This is a genomic window from Nocardia sp. NPDC005366, assembly GCF_040606855.1.
Classification (GTDB): domain Bacteria; phylum Actinomycetota; class Actinomycetes; order Mycobacteriales; family Mycobacteriaceae; genus Nocardia.
Map to the genome: position 1 here is coordinate 134,667 of NZ_JBEXFQ010000013.1, position 15,847 is coordinate 150,513.

The 15,847-nt window shown below is 64.3% G+C and carries 14 protein-coding genes; 5 read left to right on the top strand and 9 right to left on the bottom strand.

The window, feature by feature from the left end; all coding sequences use genetic code 11:
• Positions 1-15 precede the first annotated feature (15 nt).
• Positions 16-348 carry a thioredoxin gene (trxA, locus tag ABZS43_RS17350; RefSeq protein ID WP_355036891.1) on the top strand — a complete coding sequence of 111 codons (333 nt, stop codon included), beginning with the start codon at positions 16-18 and terminating at the stop codon, positions 346-348.
• A 272-nt stretch (positions 349-620) separates the two neighbouring features.
• Positions 621-1,817: an N-acetylmuramoyl-L-alanine amidase gene (locus tag ABZS43_RS17355; RefSeq protein WP_355036892.1), complete on the top strand. Its 1,197-nt coding sequence runs from the start codon at positions 621-623 to the stop codon at positions 1,815-1,817.
• Between the two features lie 73 nt (positions 1,818-1,890).
• Here the strand turns inward: ABZS43_RS17355 and ABZS43_RS17360 are convergent, their stop codons facing one another.
• The 3 genes from ABZS43_RS17360 to ABZS43_RS17370 form a co-directional block, all read right to left on the bottom strand.
• Complete coding sequence (locus ABZS43_RS17360; protein ID WP_355036893.1) at positions 1,891-2,610, bottom strand: GNAT family N-acetyltransferase; 720 nt, start codon at positions 2,608-2,610, stop codon at positions 1,891-1,893.
• 228 nt (positions 2,611-2,838) lie between these two features.
• On the bottom strand, positions 2,839-3,882 hold the full coding sequence (locus tag ABZS43_RS17365) for a ParB/RepB/Spo0J family partition protein (RefSeq protein WP_355036894.1): 1,044 nt from the start codon (positions 3,880-3,882) through the stop codon (positions 2,839-2,841).
• Between the two features lie 53 nt (positions 3,883-3,935).
• Complete coding sequence (locus tag ABZS43_RS17370; protein WP_355036895.1) at positions 3,936-4,943, bottom strand: ParA family protein; 1,008 nt, start codon at positions 4,941-4,943, stop codon at positions 3,936-3,938.
• A gap of 601 nt (positions 4,944-5,544) precedes the next feature.
• On the opposite strand from ABZS43_RS17370, the gene ABZS43_RS17375 reads away from it, so the two are divergent.
• Positions 5,545-5,739 carry a hypothetical protein gene (locus ABZS43_RS17375; protein WP_355036896.1) on the top strand — a complete coding sequence of 65 codons (195 nt, stop codon included), beginning with the start codon at positions 5,545-5,547 and terminating at the stop codon, positions 5,737-5,739.
• A gap of 1,786 nt (positions 5,740-7,525) precedes the next feature.
• On the opposite strand, the gene rsmG is transcribed toward ABZS43_RS17375, so the two are convergent.
• The 6 genes from rsmG to rpmH form a co-directional block, all read right to left on the bottom strand.
• Complete coding sequence (rsmG, locus tag ABZS43_RS17380) at positions 7,526-8,305, bottom strand: 16S rRNA (guanine(527)-N(7))-methyltransferase RsmG (RefSeq protein WP_355036897.1); 780 nt, start codon at positions 8,303-8,305, stop codon at positions 7,526-7,528.
• Between the two features lie 174 nt (positions 8,306-8,479).
• Entirely contained in the window at positions 8,480-8,986 is a 507-nt protein-coding gene (locus tag ABZS43_RS17385) for a protein jag (RefSeq protein ID WP_355036946.1), read from the bottom strand.
• 157 nt (positions 8,987-9,143) lie between these two features.
• Positions 9,144-10,247, bottom strand: coding sequence for a membrane protein insertase YidC (yidC, locus tag ABZS43_RS17390; protein WP_355036898.1), 1,104 nt, complete (start codon positions 10,245-10,247; stop codon positions 9,144-9,146).
• A 4-nt stretch (positions 10,248-10,251) separates the two neighbouring features.
• Positions 10,252-10,605 carry a membrane protein insertion efficiency factor YidD gene (gene yidD / locus ABZS43_RS17395; RefSeq protein ID WP_355036899.1) on the bottom strand — a complete coding sequence of 118 codons (354 nt, stop codon included), beginning with the start codon at positions 10,603-10,605 and terminating at the stop codon, positions 10,252-10,254.
• Complete coding sequence (gene rnpA / locus ABZS43_RS17400; protein ID WP_355036900.1) at positions 10,602-11,066, bottom strand: ribonuclease P protein component; 465 nt, start codon at positions 11,064-11,066, stop codon at positions 10,602-10,604. Before rnpA ends, yidD begins: the two co-directional genes overlap by 4 nt.
• A gap of 21 nt (positions 11,067-11,087) precedes the next feature.
• Positions 11,088-11,231, bottom strand: coding sequence for a 50S ribosomal protein L34 (gene rpmH, locus ABZS43_RS17405; RefSeq protein ID WP_071932098.1), 144 nt, complete (start codon positions 11,229-11,231; stop codon positions 11,088-11,090).
• A gap of 665 nt (positions 11,232-11,896) precedes the next feature.
• On the opposite strand from rpmH, the gene dnaA reads away from it, so the two are divergent.
• Together dnaA and dnaN are read left to right on the top strand one after the other, a co-directional pair.
• Positions 11,897-13,807 carry a chromosomal replication initiator protein DnaA gene (gene dnaA / locus ABZS43_RS17410; protein WP_355036901.1) on the top strand — a complete coding sequence of 637 codons (1,911 nt, stop codon included), beginning with the start codon at positions 11,897-11,899 and terminating at the stop codon, positions 13,805-13,807.
• Between the two features lie 850 nt (positions 13,808-14,657).
• Positions 14,658-15,839, top strand: coding sequence for a DNA polymerase III subunit beta (gene dnaN, locus ABZS43_RS17415; RefSeq protein ID WP_355036902.1), 1,182 nt, complete (start codon positions 14,658-14,660; stop codon positions 15,837-15,839).
• Positions 15,840-15,847: the final 8 nt, after the last annotated feature.

The following is a 15,847-nucleotide window of genomic DNA, read 5'->3' on the forward strand; positions in this document are numbered from 1 at the left end:
CAAGGAGATATTCCCATGGCCGACAGTGCCAACACGGTCACCGTGACCGACGCGTCCTTCGCCGACGACGTCCTGCTCAGCGAGAAGCCGGTACTCGTCGATTTCTGGGCCGAGTGGTGCGGACCGTGCAAGATGGTCGCTCCCGTGCTGGAGGAGATCGCGGGCACGCATGCGGACAAGCTCACGGTGGCAAAACTCGACGTCGACGCCAACCCCGGCACCGCCCGTGATTATCAGATCCTCTCCCTTCCCACTATGATGCTGTTTTCCGGTGGAAAGCCGGTGAAGCAGATCGTCGGAGCGAAGGGCAAAGCCGCCCTGTTGCGCGAACTCGAGGATGTCATCTGACGCTGCGGCGCGAAAGCCGTTGTGCAATAGATTCTCCAAAGGACGCCGCCGTCCGGCGACGCGCCGTAAGATGCCTGGACCCCGGTAATTGTCGGATTCCGGGTCAGGTCTGAGACAATCGACCACGCGCCGTGAACGACGGGCCCGGGCGCGGTAGCGTGCATAACCACGCAGGGCCGCGAACGGTGCCGATCGAACACGGCTCCGGTCGAAGGTGTATCCCAACGCATGAGTGGGTACCCGGGTTTGACGGAAGGGAAGGGCTCTCACGCATGCACCGACTTCGTCACGGCGATTCAGGTCCAGCCGTTGCAGAGGTTCGGAGCACCCTGGCAAGTCTCGGGTTCCTCCACGCGCACGCGATCGGCGACGACCAATCGGATACGCGAGAGTACTGGAAAGATACCGAAGCCTCCTTCGATCACCACCTGGACTCCGCCGTCCGCGCATTTCAGCAGCATCGTGGTCTGCTCGTCGACGGCGTGGTCGGCCCCGCGACATATCGGGCACTCAAGGAGGCGTCCTATCGTCTCGGCGCGCGAACGCTGATCTACCAGCTCTCCGCCCCGCTCTACGGAGACGACGTCGCGACCCTGCAGCGCAGGCTCCAGGATCTCGGGTTCTACGTCCACCGCGTCGACGGCTATTTCGGCCCGCACACCCACGAGGGGCTCACCGCGTTCCAGCGCGAGATCGGACTCTCCTCCGACGGCATCTGCGGCCCGGATACGTTGCGGTCGCTGGAACTGCTCGGCTCCAGGGTCACCGGCGGCAATCCACATCGGATCGCCGAAGAGGAAGTCGTGCACCGCGCGGGTCCGCAGCTGACGGGTAAGCGGATCGTGATCGATCCCGGTCTCGGCGGGCCGGACAAAGGGTATGCGGTGCCCTCCGAATTCGGTGACGTGTACGAGTCGGAGATCCTGTGGGATCTGGCCAGCCGCCTCGAGGGCCGCATGGCCGCCACCGGTATGGAGACCTTCCTCTCGCGGCCGTGGGGCGCCAACCCCACCGATGCCGAGCGTGCGGATACCTCCAACGCCTTCGACGCCGATCTGATGATCTCGCTGCGGTGCGCGAGCAATCCGAGTCCCCTCGCCAATGGCGTCGCCGGATTCCACTTCGGCAATTCGCACGGTTCGGTCTCGATGATCGGTCAGGTACTGGCCGGGTTCATCCAGCGCGAAGTGGTCGCCCGAACCTCCCTGCAGGACTGCCGGACCCATTCGCGCACCTGGGATCTGCTGCGACTCACCAAGATGCCGACGGTCCAGGTCGATATCGGCTACCTCACCAACGACTACGACGCCTCGGTGCTCATCAATCCGAGGATGCGCGACGTCATCGCCGAGGCCATACTGATTTCGGTCAAGCGGCTGTACCTGCTCGGCCAGGACGACCAGCCCACCGGCACATACACTTTCGCGGAGCTGCTGGCCGAGGAACTCGCGGCGGCGGACCGGGTCTAGGGATACTTCCCGAATACAGTGCGCCCCTGCCGACCACGTGTCGACAGGGGCGCATTGGTCTCCTCAGGGTGGGTCAGGGCGCACCGACGCGTGTCGCCTCGCTCAGTGAGGCTGCGGCAAGCAACTGGTCGAGGGCACGCTCGACGTCCTCTTTCCAGCCGTGATCGGAGTTCAGCTCCAAACGCAGCCGCGGGAACCGATGGTGAGCGGCGACCACTTCGAAACCGACATCCTCCAGGAAGTCGGCCTCGATCATGCAGGTCTCGGGTGAACATCCGGCGGAGCGCGATTTCCGGACCGGTGCGCCGATTCGCTCCATCAACCGCATGGAACCGACGCTGCGATCCGACATGGCCTTGGCGGGCGAATCGTTGCGAATACCGAATGCCTCCAGCGCTCGCACGCCACGGCGCACCAGATCGGCTACCACAGCCTGCACGAGCCGATGGGCCACATCGCCATCCCGATAGGGATATTCGGACCACAGCGTCGTCAGCAGGACCGCGTCCGGGCTCACGGGGGAGGTGGGGAAGAGTGCGGCGCGCGGCACCACGCTCGGCGGCGAGTACAGCGCACATCCCACGACTTTGCCGTCGACGTTCGCTAGCTGGCCGCACGACCCCCACTCCAACATGACGGTGGACAGCCATGCCTCTTTTTCGAAGACCGGATCGCTGAACTCGCGGGAGTCCTCGGCGACCGCTGGATCGATCTCCCAGAACACACAGCGCCGGGCGTGCGCCGGGAGCTGATCCACTCCGCCGAGGGTAAGTGCTGTGACGCTGGTCGACACCGCTCTGCTCAGCCTCCAGCTATCCGATTCTTCGATCACGCCGCATCACTATTTTCTCGCCAGCAAGAATAAGCGATCAACAAAAACCCGCCTCATTCCCATATCGCTGTGCTGTTGGTCAGGAGCCCTCGCGCGCGCCACCGGGGCGCTTTTCCAGGGAGCTGTCACAGTGACGTTTTAGCACCATGCCCCTGGTACCGGGCCACACGGGGCTGATTTTTCACTACTTCACATACCGAGCTGTTGTTGCTCCATCAGGGAGACAATGCGCTCGAGATCTTCCACCGAACCGAACTCGACGACGATCTTGCCCTTCCGTTTACCCAGGCTCACGGTGACCCGAGTATCGAAAGATTCCGACAGACGTTCGGCCACATCCTGTAGGCCGGGCATATGAATCGGCTTGCGACGCGGCACCGGGGGAGCGGCGGCATCCGGATCCCGATTCGCCAACGTGACGGCTTCCTCGGTCGCTCGCACCGAAAGCCCCTCGGCAATGATGCGGGCCGCGAGCACCTCCTGAGCGTCGGCACCTGCCTCCAACCCGAGTAGCGCCCGCGCATGGCCGGCGGACAGCACACCTGCCGCCACCCGCCGCTGCACCGGGATCGGCAACTTCAGCAGGCGGATCATATTCGTCACAACCGGACGAGACCGCCCGATCCGCGTCGCCAACTCCTCGTGGGTGACGTCGAACTCCTCCAACAACTGTTGATAGGCCGCCGCCTCTTCCAACGGATTCAACTGGACCCGGTGGATGTTCTCCAGCAGCGCGTCACGCAGCATCGACCCGTCGGCCGTCTCCCGCACGATGGCGGGGATGGCCTCCAACCCCGCTTCCTGGCAGGCACGCCACCGCCGCTCACCCATGACGAGCTGATAGCGATCCACACCCGGTTCGACCCGGCGGACCACGATCGGCTGCATCAGGCCGAATTCACGGATCGAGTGAACTAGCTCGGCCAGCGCCTCTTCTTCGAAAACCTGGCGGGGTTGCTTCGGATTCGGCTCGATCTGGTCCGGCGCGATCTCGCGATAGACCGCGCCGCCCGCGGCCAATTCGGTCTCGTCCTCGGTGCTGTCCGAAGGGTCGGGGACACGATGGAGGTAGGCGGAAGCCGGTTGCGGGCCAATGGGATCGAGCCCGATAACGACATTCGCCGCCGCGCTGCCCAGCCCCGGTGCGCTACCGAGCCCCTGCGCGGTCGTGGGCCCCGTCGGGATCAACGCCGCCAGACCGCGCCCCAGTCCGCCCTTCTTCGCCTGACTCATCGGCCTACCGATCCCTTCTTTTTGCGCCACCAGAAAACCGCCACCCGGATGGGTTACGCGCCGTCCGCGATCTGTTGGGCCATCGCCGTCGCCCGCTGAGTCATTTCCCGACCGGCATCCAGGTAGCTCATCGCACCCCGGGAGCCTGGATCATAATCGAGAACCGTCATTCCATAGCCCGGCGCCTCGCTGACCTTCACACTGCGAGGGATCACCGATCGCAGAACGATATCGCCGAAGTGTCCGCGGACCTCCTCCGCGACCTGGTCGGCCAATTTGGTGCGTCCGTCGTACATCGTGAGAATCACGGTCGAGACATGAAGATCGGGATTGAGATGCGCCTGCACCAACCCGATATTGCGGAGCAGCTGACCGACTCCCTCCAGCGCGTAGTACTCACACTGGATGGGGATCAGCACCTCCTTCGCCGCGACCATCGCGTTGACAGTCAGCAGACCGAGCGAGGGCGGACAGTCGATCATGACGTAGTCGATGTCGTAGCCGGCGATATTCGCCTCCTGGATGGCAGCCTTGAGCCGCCCCTCCCTGGCCACCATCGACACCAGTTCGATCTCGGCGCCGGCCAAATCGATGGTGGCGGGAATGCACAGCAAGCGCTCGCTGTGCGGACTCGTTTGGATGGCGTCGCTGACCGACACCTCGCCGATGAGCAGTTCGTAACTGGACGGAACGCCGGAGTGATGGTCGATGCCGAGGGCGGTGCTGGCATTCCCCTGCGGATCGAGATCGATCACGAGAACCGTCATCCCCTGGTATGCCAGGGCAGCCGCTAAATTGACAGCCGTTGTCGTCTTCCCAACGCCACCCTTCTGATTGGCGATGGTGATGATCCGTTGCTCGTGCGGTTTCGGCACTGTCACCTTTCCTGGATGCAATATCTGACTCGCGCGCTGGGCCTCGGCTGCGATCGGGGTCTCGCTGGGGGAGATGTGCCCGAACGGTGTGCTTCCGAATGCTTCCGCGTCGAGACTGCTGGAGTCCAGCATCCCCGGCACGCGCGACGTCGTTTCCCGTGAAACATTCGCCGGACCGCTCGACATAGACAGCTCCTAACCCGAGAAACTCAGACCGCGTGCGACGGACAGAAGCCGACGCCGCGTCTTCAACAGCTGTGCCGGATCCAAACACGATGCTCGACCTGGGACCGAGGAGTCCGACCGAGCGAGCGGAGCCCGCGCCGCTGTGACACCTACATCCTCCGTGGCACCCACGCTGACGCCCGACGCTCACTAGCTTGCCAGCACCGAGCGCGATAAGAAAGCTGAATCGCGGTGAGACGCATAGGACACGCCGAACCCGCGTTGAAAATCAGTAAAGTTCGCCATGTTTCACATGAAACATCGGTCATGAGCCCCGGGTGCCACCGCGGGCGAGGATGCGGTCGCGTTGCCATGTGGGGCGATGGTGTTGCGGCGCAACGAGCGAGCGCGCATCCGAGTCCCCCGCCTTTTCATCACAGTGACGCAATTGGCGAAGGGTGCTCCAGCTGGGTGCGATCGTGGTCGAACTTGCTGGACGACACCGTGATAACAGTCATGGGTTTGAGCGCTGTCACCGTATCCCGGGGCACGATCGATGGGCGTCCGTAGTAGGGATCGATGCCGGGACCGGGATCGGGATCGGCCGTGCGCGGGGTGACTAGTGGCAGTTCTGGATTGCCGCAACCCCCTCGGCTGCTGGAACAGCAGCGTTTCGTACGGGTTCACCGCCACCGCCACCGCCACCGCCACCGCCACCGCCACCGCCACCGCCACCGCCACCGCCACCGCCACCGCCACCGCCACCGCCACCGCCACCGAGGGAGTGTGCGGCATGGAGTCCGCATATGGCCGATGAATCCGGACTCATCCAGAAGATCCGCGCGGCAGGCACTTGTCATCCGGCGTTGTATCAATGGGCGAGCGGCGAGAATTCGGCATCTTCTGGGCCGACCGGTGTGGGGTCTCCTAGTCCCGCCGTTGTCGAAGCCACGACCGCCCATGCACCGCATCCAGTTTGGGTGCCGGTGCCGGACGATATCAGCTCGGGCTCTGGTGGTTCGCATATCTGATTGGAGCCCTGCGTCGAAGACCTCCACGGTTGGTAGCAAGAGCCGTCGAGTTGGATACATCGAGGTCTTTGAACGGAACGACTACACCCCGGCTCGAGCCCGATGTGCACAGAGCCACTGAGGGTCCATTTTCGACAGCGACGAATTCTGCGGCCGGAGTTATTCGGTCACTCGTCTCCCTCGGGCCGGATCGATTCGGTAGCTCGCCCCCGACCGAAATCGCTACAGCCGAATCGCGTCGGCATGCGTGATTTCCAAAACGCATTCCGACCGTTGACGACGAATTGCCGAGAGTGTCGCTCCAGACCGAACGAGCGAGCGATCGCACACCTGGACGCCCCACCGCAGCGGCAAGACCCAATGGCAGGGCAAGCGATTCGGATCCCGGTGTCGATCACGAACTACACGGGGGAGTCCCCGAAGATCGATACGGGTGGACATGATCGTCCGCATCGAATGAATACGGCGGTTGGCAAGACTCGGTCGGCGGATACCGCAGTCGGCGACCCACTCGCCAAGCGCGCGGTGAATACGTCGCGATGTCTCGGAGTCGAGGTCCTTGCGCAATACTTCCAGCCGCACGCCGCGATAGTGGATCTTGGCCTCGATACAGGCGATGCATCCTCGGGTGGGCGCGATCGGTCGATACAGAACCAATTGCCAGAGAAGCAAAGGGACAGAAACCCCGTGGTGCAGAACCGGGTTCAGAGACAGGGGCAGGGCGATTCAGCACTGGGACGGCATCGGATCATCACCGCCACCGCCGACTCGACTGCGGCACCAGTCGTCCATGTTCACCGGGACGGCGTGACATCACCCGGATTCACGTGGCACAACGGATCAGCGGCCCGCTCCTGCGGTAGCCCCATCGTCGCCCGCTCGTAACGACGCACCCACCGCTGGCCTATCATCACGCACCACCGTCGCAGCGCGCCCATCGCCCCTCCACCGGGCGCGTCAGTCATCGCGACGCAGCCAGACAAAGCGGTCGACACAGAGCCCATCGAAACGACACCCGATGGGCGCAAGCGGATCATGCCGGTGAAACCAGTCGCATCGGACGCATGCCGAACCGGCACGTACGGAGCCCGGAGGCACAGAACCGAACCCAACCGATGGGGACGGAGCAGCATTCGCAGTCGATCAACCTGACTTGGCGTGCACGGAGCCAGGAGGAGCAGTACGCGGCAAGGACATCATCCACTCGCGTCATTCTGCGAGGCCAGACGAGAGACTGCGTTCCATCCGCGCGACCCACGGCCGTCTCCGATGACAAATCCGCACATGTCCGCTCTCATCCGCAAACCCCGCGCAGTCCCGACCCGAATGCGCCATCGACCGCTGACGTTATCAGCCCGGTACTCGAGCGCATTTCGCGAGCGGCGGACTCGTCCCACCGGGCCGCCATCAACACCAGACAACGGCTCCTGATGCGTCGCGAGTTCGCGTAGCCGGGGACCGGCAGACATATGCGCAGGATCGGCAATCAACCACCACTGCACCCGCCGATCCGTGTTTCACGGGAAACATTGCCCAGAGCGAGCGTTGGTCAACCACACCCGCCCCGCCGGATCAGTTCCGCGAGCGGCGGGCCCGATCACCACGAGCACCCTTGCTGAGCCCCATCCGACGCCCCGACCCCTCGTCCCCGCGGCGGTGCGATGGACGTTCGGCTCTGGGCAGTCGGACGGCACTGATGACGAGGGTGGGGGTCGACGCAACGCCGACGCCACATTGGAGTACTTCCGCATTGCCAGCACCGGCGCGGGCCAATGCGTCACCGTCGCGTTCCAATTCTTCGACGGCGCTCACACCTTTCAGGGCAAGCATCCGTCCATGGTCGCGAAGGAGAGGCAACGACCATTGGGCCAGTTTGGCGAGCGGCGCCACGGCGCGGGATGTGACAACGTCCGCGCCGCCCGCTTCTTTCAACACACCGGATTGTTCGGCACGACCGCGCACCACGGTGATGTCCAGCCCGACCGACTCGATGAATTCGCTGAGGAATACCGTGCGGCGGAGGAGGGGCTCTACCAAGGTGATCCGTAGGTCCGGCCGCGCGATGGCGAGCGGGATTCCGGGCAGCCCGGCACCGCTGCCGATGTCGACAACGCTCGCACCTTCGGGGATCAATTCGCCGATGACAGCGCAATTGAGAATATGACGATCCCAGAGTCGGGGCACCTCCCGGGGGCCGATCAGTCCACGTTCGACACCTGACCCGGCGAGCGCTACGCAATACCGACGCGCGATATCCAATCGGTCACCGAAGACCGCGGCGGCGGTGGCCGGCGGTTCCAGCTCGGCAGGCATTGCGGCGCTTCCACCGAGATCTCGTTCCACGTGAAACATCCTTCCAAGCTCGTGTCGGTCACAGGTATACGTCCGGGCGACAGAACTTCCGCGACCGGGGAGCGAGGCGGATACCGGATATGGATAGGGCCTCCGATCCGAAGACCAGAGGCCCCTATCCATCGTATTTCGTCAGGGTGACGAAATACGTCCGCACCCGAGAGTCGTTCGAAACTAGGCGGGAACAACGACAACGTGACGGTTCGGCTCCACGCCTTCGCTCTCACTGCTGACCCCATCGACGGCCGCCACCGCGTCGTGCACGATCTTTCGCTCGAACGGTGTCATAGCCGCCAGCGGTTCCGCCGAACCCGATTCCAGAACCCGTTGCGCGGCCGCGGTACCGAGGGCACTCAATTCCTCGCGGCGTTTGGCCCGCCAACCGGCCACGTCCAACATCAGCCGACTACGGACACCGGTCGTCTGCTGAACGGCGAGCCGGGTCAGTTCCTGAAGCGCGTCGAGCACCTCGCCGTTACGGCCGACCAGCTTCGACAGATCGCGGCCACCGTCGATGCTCACGATGGCGCGGTCGCCCTCGACGTCGAGATCGATATCACCGTCGAAATCCAGCACATCGAGTAACTGTTCGAGGTAGTCGCCCGCGATCTCGCCCTCTTCGATCAGAGCTTCCTCGGCGTCGTTCGCGACGTCGTCGGGCTCCGTCCCGGCGTTCACCATCGTCGTCGCCACTGTGGCGTCCCCTCCGTCGGTCTCAACAGTCATTTGATTTCCTTCATCTGCTCGTCGCGCACGCCTGGCGACCGCCGCCGGGTGGTACGCGATCAAGGGGTTGCTCAGGAATCAGCGGGCCGCGCGGGCCTGGCCGATCATGCGTTCAGCGCCGCCGCTTCTGGTTGGCGCGACCTCGGTTGCCCGGGCGCTTCTGACCACCCGGCCTGCGCTGTCCGGACCCGCGGTTGACGTTCTTCGCGGTGCCATTCGACGATGGTCCGGCCTCCGCCGCCGTGCCATTGGCGAGCGCGGCGTCCTCCACCACAGCGTCGGACTCTGCCGACTTCTTCTTGGTGCTGACCGGCCTGGCGCCCGGTTTCGGTGCGTTCTGCGCCCGCAACTCGAGCTTGGCCTGCTTTTTCTCGTCTTCTTCCTTGGCCATCCGGCCGAAGACGAGATGCTGCTGACCGTAGGTCCAGATGTTGTTGGACACCCAGTAGAGCAGGATCGCGATCGGCAGAAACGGGCCACCGACAAGCACACCGAGCGGGAAAACCCACAGCGCGAGTTTGTTCATCATCGCGGCCTGCGGGTTGGCGGCGGCCTCGGGAGTCTGCCGCGCCACGGATGCGCGCGCGTTGAAATGCGTCGCCAGACCGGCGATCACCATCAGCGGAATCGCGACGAGCGCGATAGTCAGCTTGGACGGGATGCCGCCATAATCGGCGAACGCCTGGAGTTCCGCGGTGGGGGTGGTGATGAACGCCGAGATCGGCGCGCCGAAGATACGGGCGCTCAGGAAGGACTGGACGTCGGCCGCATTGAAAACGTAGTTCGCGGTGTTGGCATTCTCCTCCGGCGACATACCGAGCTGGCCGAATCCGTGGCCGGTGCGGTTGAACGAGCGCAGCACATGGAACAGGCCGATGAAGACCGGCGCCTGGGCCAGGACCGGCAGGCAGCCCATCAGCGGGTTGAAGCCGTGGTCCTTCTGGAGCTTCTGCATCTCCAGCGCCATCTTCTGGCGGTCGTTCTTGTATTTCTTCTGCAGCTCCTTGATCTGGGGCTGCAATTCCTGCATCTGCTTGGTGGTCCGGACCTGCTTGACGAACGGTTTGTACAGCAGGACGCGCAACGTGAAGACCAGGAACACCACCGCGAGCGCCCAGGCAATGCCACTGTCCTTGCCGAGGCCGGGGATGGCCGCGAAAACTCGATGCCAGAACCACAAGATCCAGGACACCGGGTAATAAATGAAGTCGAGCACGGCTCTATGCACTCCCGTCGTTCGTGTCGCCGATCACCGCGCGCGGTGATCCTTTACAAGCGTGTGGCGCCGAGCCGGCATGGTCGGCGACTGCCTCGTCCCGGTTACGTGCGCGACGCTCCGGAACGGGATCCCACCCACCAGGGTGCCAGGGCGCGCATTTGGCCAGTCGCACGACCGTCAATCCGAGGCCGATGAACAGCCCGCGGGTGCGTAGCGCGGTGACGGCATATTCACTGCAACTCGGGGTGAAGCGACAGACCGGCATCCGCGTGGGGGAGACGTAGGTCCGGTAAAGCTCGATCAGAAAGATCAGCGCACGCGCCAGTAGCCGACCCGGAGTCGCGATTGCACTCACGACCGATCACCCGATCCGCAAGCGATATCGAGTGTGCCTCGCGCACGCTCCGGGGGATGCGGCGACACGTCGAGTTTGCGCAGGGCACCGCGAATCTGGCGGAGAAGTTCGGCGGAATCAGCCGTGGCCGCGCCGGGCAGCGCCCTGATCACGACATCGGCCTCGCCGGTGAGTTCCGGGATCAACTTTGCGCACATATGACGCAGGCGGCGGGCCACCCGGTGTCGTACCACCGCGGAGCCCACCGCCTTGCTGACAATCAGTCCGAACCTCGGTCCGCCAACGCGAACCATCGACCCGGTGACTACCGGATCGCTGTTTCGTTCACTCGCGCCCACGATTCCTTCGTACCCGTGCACAAGCGCGTGTACGACCAGATCTCGCCTCCCGACTCGCTGGCCGCGGCGCACCGTCCGGGAGAAGTCGGCACGATGATGCAACCGATACGGCTCAGGCAACACCCGAGCGTCCGAAAGCGAGGATCATGCAGTGAGTTCGGAGCGGCCCTTACGGCGACGCGCCGAAACGATGGCGCGACCCGCACGGGTACGCATCCGGAGGCGGAAGCCGTGAACCCGCGCCCGACGACGGTTGTTCGGCTGGAACGTCCGCTTGCCCTTGGCCACGGTCAACACTCCTCGAGTTGGTGGACGCCCTTCGGCGTCCGAAGCTTTGTCATTGATACGTATGCGCGACGAATCGCTTGGTAGGTCATCCTCGGCGCGCGTCGGTCCTGGCGCACAGTCGGTCGTTGAACCATATGGTCGTTGAACCACACCGGCGATCTGTCGCGTGGACAGAGCCAGCACAGAACCGCCACCGCACCAAGGGGTGACTGTACGAGGGTACTTATCGCCTCTCGGGGGGTCAAACTCGGCCCACCTGTTCGGTGGGGAAGCCCGACCTGCGCGGTTCCCCCGAGGGAAGCGACACTCACCCCCGCAATGGTGAGTTCGTCCACACCCCTATGCGTACGCTACGGGGAGGGCTCCTTCACGTAGCCAGATGATTGCTGAAGAACCCCTGGTACAGGCCTTTCACAGCCCGGATCCACGCCGGTTCCGCATTTCCCCAGAGTTGTCCACATCTGTGGATAATTGTGTGGAAAGACCCCTGGAGTGGCATATTCGTAGGGCCGACGGCGCCCGCGCCGCCGCCCGGAACCGGGGGAACCGAGCAGCGACCGACCCGGCTTCGGAACTACGCAGGATCACCTTATCGACCGTCAACGGTAGATGTCCGCGTGCCCCGGCCGTCTGCTCCTATCGACCTATTCCGGGGAGGAAACTGCATGGACGACGAGCAGAACGTGCTGGCCACGGTGTGGCCCGAGGTGATTGCCGAACTCACCGCAGGTTCGGCCGACGGGGCGATCCCGGCGGTGACGCGGGCGCAGCAGGCCTGGCTGAAGCTGGTCAAGCCGATCACCGTGGCCCAGGGTTTCGCCCTGCTGTCGGTGCCTTCGTCGCTGGCCCAGGAGGCTATCGAACGCGATCTGCGTGAACCGATCCTGCGCTCGCTCGGCAGGCGACTCGGTCCCCAGGTGGAAGGTCTCGGGGTGCGGATCGCCGCACCGGCCACACCGACAGCTGATCGTTCCGCCGCCAACCCTCGGCACGCCCGGATGACCAGCAGACCCGAGCGCACCAGGGAGGCTCCCCGCGTCCAAGGCGGTGAATTCCAAGGTCGCGGCGACTACGGGGGGCCGCGCTACGCCGCCCCCGCCGATTTCGCGGCGGCGCCGGACTATCCGGGAGCCCGTGAATACACGCAGGCGCCGGAATATTCGCCCGCCCAGGAGTACGTGCCCGCGCCGGAGTACCCGGTCGACGATTACCCGACGAATACCTACCAGGTTCCGTCCCAACTCGATTACGCCGGACCCACGCCCGAGGCGCCCGCCCCGGCGCACCGCGACGGCGCGCAGCCATCCCGCCGTGACGCGGGGCCGCCTGGCCAGGAATCCCTGTTCTCTCCCGAAACGGGACCGATGCGTATCCCCGGCCGTGACCCGGTGCGCGAACACGACGACGATCCGGCCATCGCCGCGGCCCACGAATCGGTACGCGAGCCGGAACCGTCGCCGCGCGGCGACGACGAACCGGTGGTCAGTGTCCGGAATTCCTGGCCGACCTATTTCAACAAGAGCCAGGAGACCGCACCGCCGTCCTCCTCTGCCAGCCTGAACGCCAAATACACCTTCGAAACCTTCGTCATCGGGGCGTCCAACCGCTTCGCGCACGCGGCGGCGGTCGCCATCGCCGAAGCGCCGGCGCGTGCCTACAACCCGCTGTTCGTCTGGGGCGCTTCCGGTCTGGGCAAAACGCATCTGCTGCACGCGGCGGGCCATTACGCCCAGCGGCTCTTCCCCGGCATGCGGGTGAAATACGTCTCCACCGAGGAGTTCACCAACGACTTCATCAACAGCCTGCGTGACGATCGCAAGGTCGCGTTCAAGCGTCGCTACCGCGAAACCGACATCCTGCTGGTCGATGACATCCAGTTCATCGAGGGTAAGGAAGGTATCCAGGAGGAGTTCTTCCACACCTTCAACACCCTGCACAACGCCAACAAACAGATCGTCGTCTCCTCCGATCGTCCGCCCAAGCAACTGGCGACATTGGAGGAGCGGCTGCGGACCAGGTTCGAATGGGGCCTGATCACCGACGTGCAGCCGCCGGAACTGGAGACCCGTATCGCGATTCTGCGCAAGAAGGCGCGGATGGACCGTCTCGACGTGCCGCACGACGTCATGGAACTGATCGCCAGCCGGGTCGAACGCAATATCCGCGAACTCGAAGGTGCGCTCATTCGCGTGACCGCGTTCGCCTCCCTGAACGGACAACCGCTCGATCTGCCGCTGGCCGAGGTGGTGCTGCGCGACCTGATGCCGGAGACGGCGGCGTTGGAGATCAACGCGGCCACGATCATGGCGGTGACCGCGGAGTACTTCAACACCACTCTCGAAGAGCTGACCGGTCCGGGTAAGGCCCGTCCGCTGGCGCAGGCTCGGCAGATCGCCATGTACCTATGCCGCGAGCTCACCGATCTATCGCTGCCGAAGATCGGGCAGGCGTTCGGCCGCGACCACACGACGGTCATGTACGCCGAGAAAAAGGTCCGCAAGGAGATGACCGAACGCCGTCGGGTGTACGACCAGGTGCAAGAACTAACAGCCCGAATCAAGCAACGCTCGCGCTGAGCTTTACTAACACCCCCGCACCGCCCCTGACCAGGGGCGGTGCTTTTTTGTTGGTTGTGGATTCCTCGAGGAATCCCTGTGGAGTCCTCGAGGAATCCACCGGTTTGTGCACCGATTCATCCACAGGTGGGGGAACAGGGTTCGTGCACAAGACTCACAGCCAGTAGTCCCCAACGTCCACAGCACAATTCACACACAGGCACTGACCAGCGGATCTCGTAAGTTGTCCTTGTGGATTCCTCGAGGAGTCCTCGAGGAATCCACCAGTTGTCAACGGGTCGGTGCACATATGTGCACAACCAGGTGAATCTGGTGGAACAACTCGAGGAGCACTCGAGGATGAACGTGGGACAGATTCAGTGCCTCCACAGACGCCTCGTGTTCATCCTCGAGTCACCCGACAGTCATCCCCACGCCGCCACACCCTGCCACCTGCGAATACGGGTTCAGTCCACAGATTCCACAGCGCCTACTACTACTTCATTTCTTCTCATTAGAGATCTCTCTTGAAAACAGGCTGTGTGGAAAGTCGGTCCGGACGTATCAGCTGGAGAACCACTCGCGTTCGAGAAGCAAGGAGGAACAGAATCCGAGCCGACCTCACGATCGCGAGAGTCAGGAGCAACGCAGTCCTTCGCCGGATCGCCGGATCGCCGGATCGAGGGATAGCGGGATAGTGCTCGCGAAGACCGGACAGCGGGTCGGACTATGTGCTCGCGACAGACGCGGGTACGGTTTGGTGTCGGTCGCCTGTGCCAGACTTTCAGGGCGGACGATCCAGCACCCCTTACGAGAACCACACGCTGACGAGCCGACACGGATCACGGAACTGGGAGAGGAAATTCGGGCGATGGAGCTTGCAGGCATGAAGTTTCGGGTCGCCCGAGAGGATTTCGCGGAATCCGTCGCCTGGGTCGCGCGCAGTCTGCCGTCCAGGCCACCCGTCCCCGTGCTCGGCGGTGTGCTGCTGGTCGCCAACGAAGACGGGTTGACCGTCTCCGGCTTCGACTACGAGGTTTCCGCGCAGATGCGGGTAGCGGCCGAGGTGGCCGGTCCCGGTGAGGTGCTGGTCTCGGGCAGGCTGCTCGCCGATATCACCAAGGCGCTGTCCAACAAGCCCGTCGACGTCTCGCTGGACGGCACCCGGGTCCTGATCTCCTGCGGCAGCGCGAAATTCTCGCTCCCGACCATGCCCGTGGAGGACTATCCACAACTGCCCGAGGTGCCGCAGCAGACCGGCGAACTCGGTGTCGACGTGTTCTCCGAGGCGGTCGGCCAGGTCGCGGTCGCCGCGGGACGCGATGACACCCTGCCGATGCTCACGGGCATCCGTGTCGAGATCGAGGGTTCGCGGGTCGTTCTCGCCGCGACCGACCGCTTCCGGCTCGCGGTGCGCCACATCGAATGGAAGCCGAACAACAGCGATATCGAGACCTCGGTGCTCATTCCCGCGCGCACGTTGTCCGAGGCCGCCAAGACACTCGGTCCCTCCGACGCCCCGGTGCAGTTGTCGCTCGGCACCGGCACAGGTAGCGGGTCGGACGGCCTGCTCGGCATCGTGAACGGCGGTCGCCGCACCACCACCCGACTGCTCGACGCGGAATTCCCCAAGTTCCGTCAATTGCTCCCCAAGGAGCACACGTCGATCGCCACCCTGACCGTGTCCGTTCTCATCGACGCCATCAAGCGCGTCGCTCTTGTCGCCGAGCGCGGCGCGCAGGTTCGGCTGGAGTTCTCCACCGAGGGCCTGCTGCTGTCGGCGGGCGGCGATGACGCGGGACGCGCGGAGGAGTGGATCGAGGCCGATTTCCGCGGCGAATCGCTCACCATCGCATTCAATCCCGGCTACCTGATAGACGGTCTTTCCGCGCTGCACGCCGATCGGGTCACCTTCGGATTCACCACTCCCAGCCGCCCGGCGGTACTGCTGCCCGCCGGGGAGGAAGAGCCCGACGTACTCGATTCCGGCGCGTTCGCCGCGCTGGCCAGTCCGTACATCTACCTGCTGATGCCGGTTCGGCTTCCGGGCTGAGCGCCTGT

Excerpts from the sequence above, each read along its gene's own strand:
- trxA (WP_355036891.1), top strand. The coding sequence starts at position 16 with ATGGCCGACAGTGCCAACACGGTCACCGTGACCGACGCGTCCTTCGCC.
- ABZS43_RS17355 (WP_355036892.1), top strand. The coding sequence starts at position 621 with ATGCACCGACTTCGTCACGGCGATTCAGGTCCAGCCGTTGCAGAGGTT.
- ABZS43_RS17365 (WP_355036894.1), bottom strand. The coding sequence starts at position 3,882 with ATGAGTCAGGCGAAGAAGGGCGGACTGGGGCGCGGTCTGGCGGCGTTG.
- ABZS43_RS17370 (WP_355036895.1), bottom strand. The coding sequence starts at position 4,943 with ATGTCGAGCGGTCCGGCGAATGTTTCACGGGAAACGACGTCGCGCGTG.
- rsmG (WP_355036897.1), bottom strand. The coding sequence starts at position 8,305 with ATGTTTCACGTGGAACGAGATCTCGGTGGAAGCGCCGCAATGCCTGCC.
- ABZS43_RS17385 (WP_355036946.1), bottom strand. The coding sequence starts at position 8,986 with ATGGTGAACGCCGGGACGGAGCCCGACGACGTCGCGAACGACGCCGAG.
- dnaA (WP_355036901.1), top strand. The coding sequence starts at position 11,897 with ATGGACGACGAGCAGAACGTGCTGGCCACGGTGTGGCCCGAGGTGATT.
- dnaN (WP_355036902.1), top strand. The coding sequence starts at position 14,658 with ATGGAGCTTGCAGGCATGAAGTTTCGGGTCGCCCGAGAGGATTTCGCG.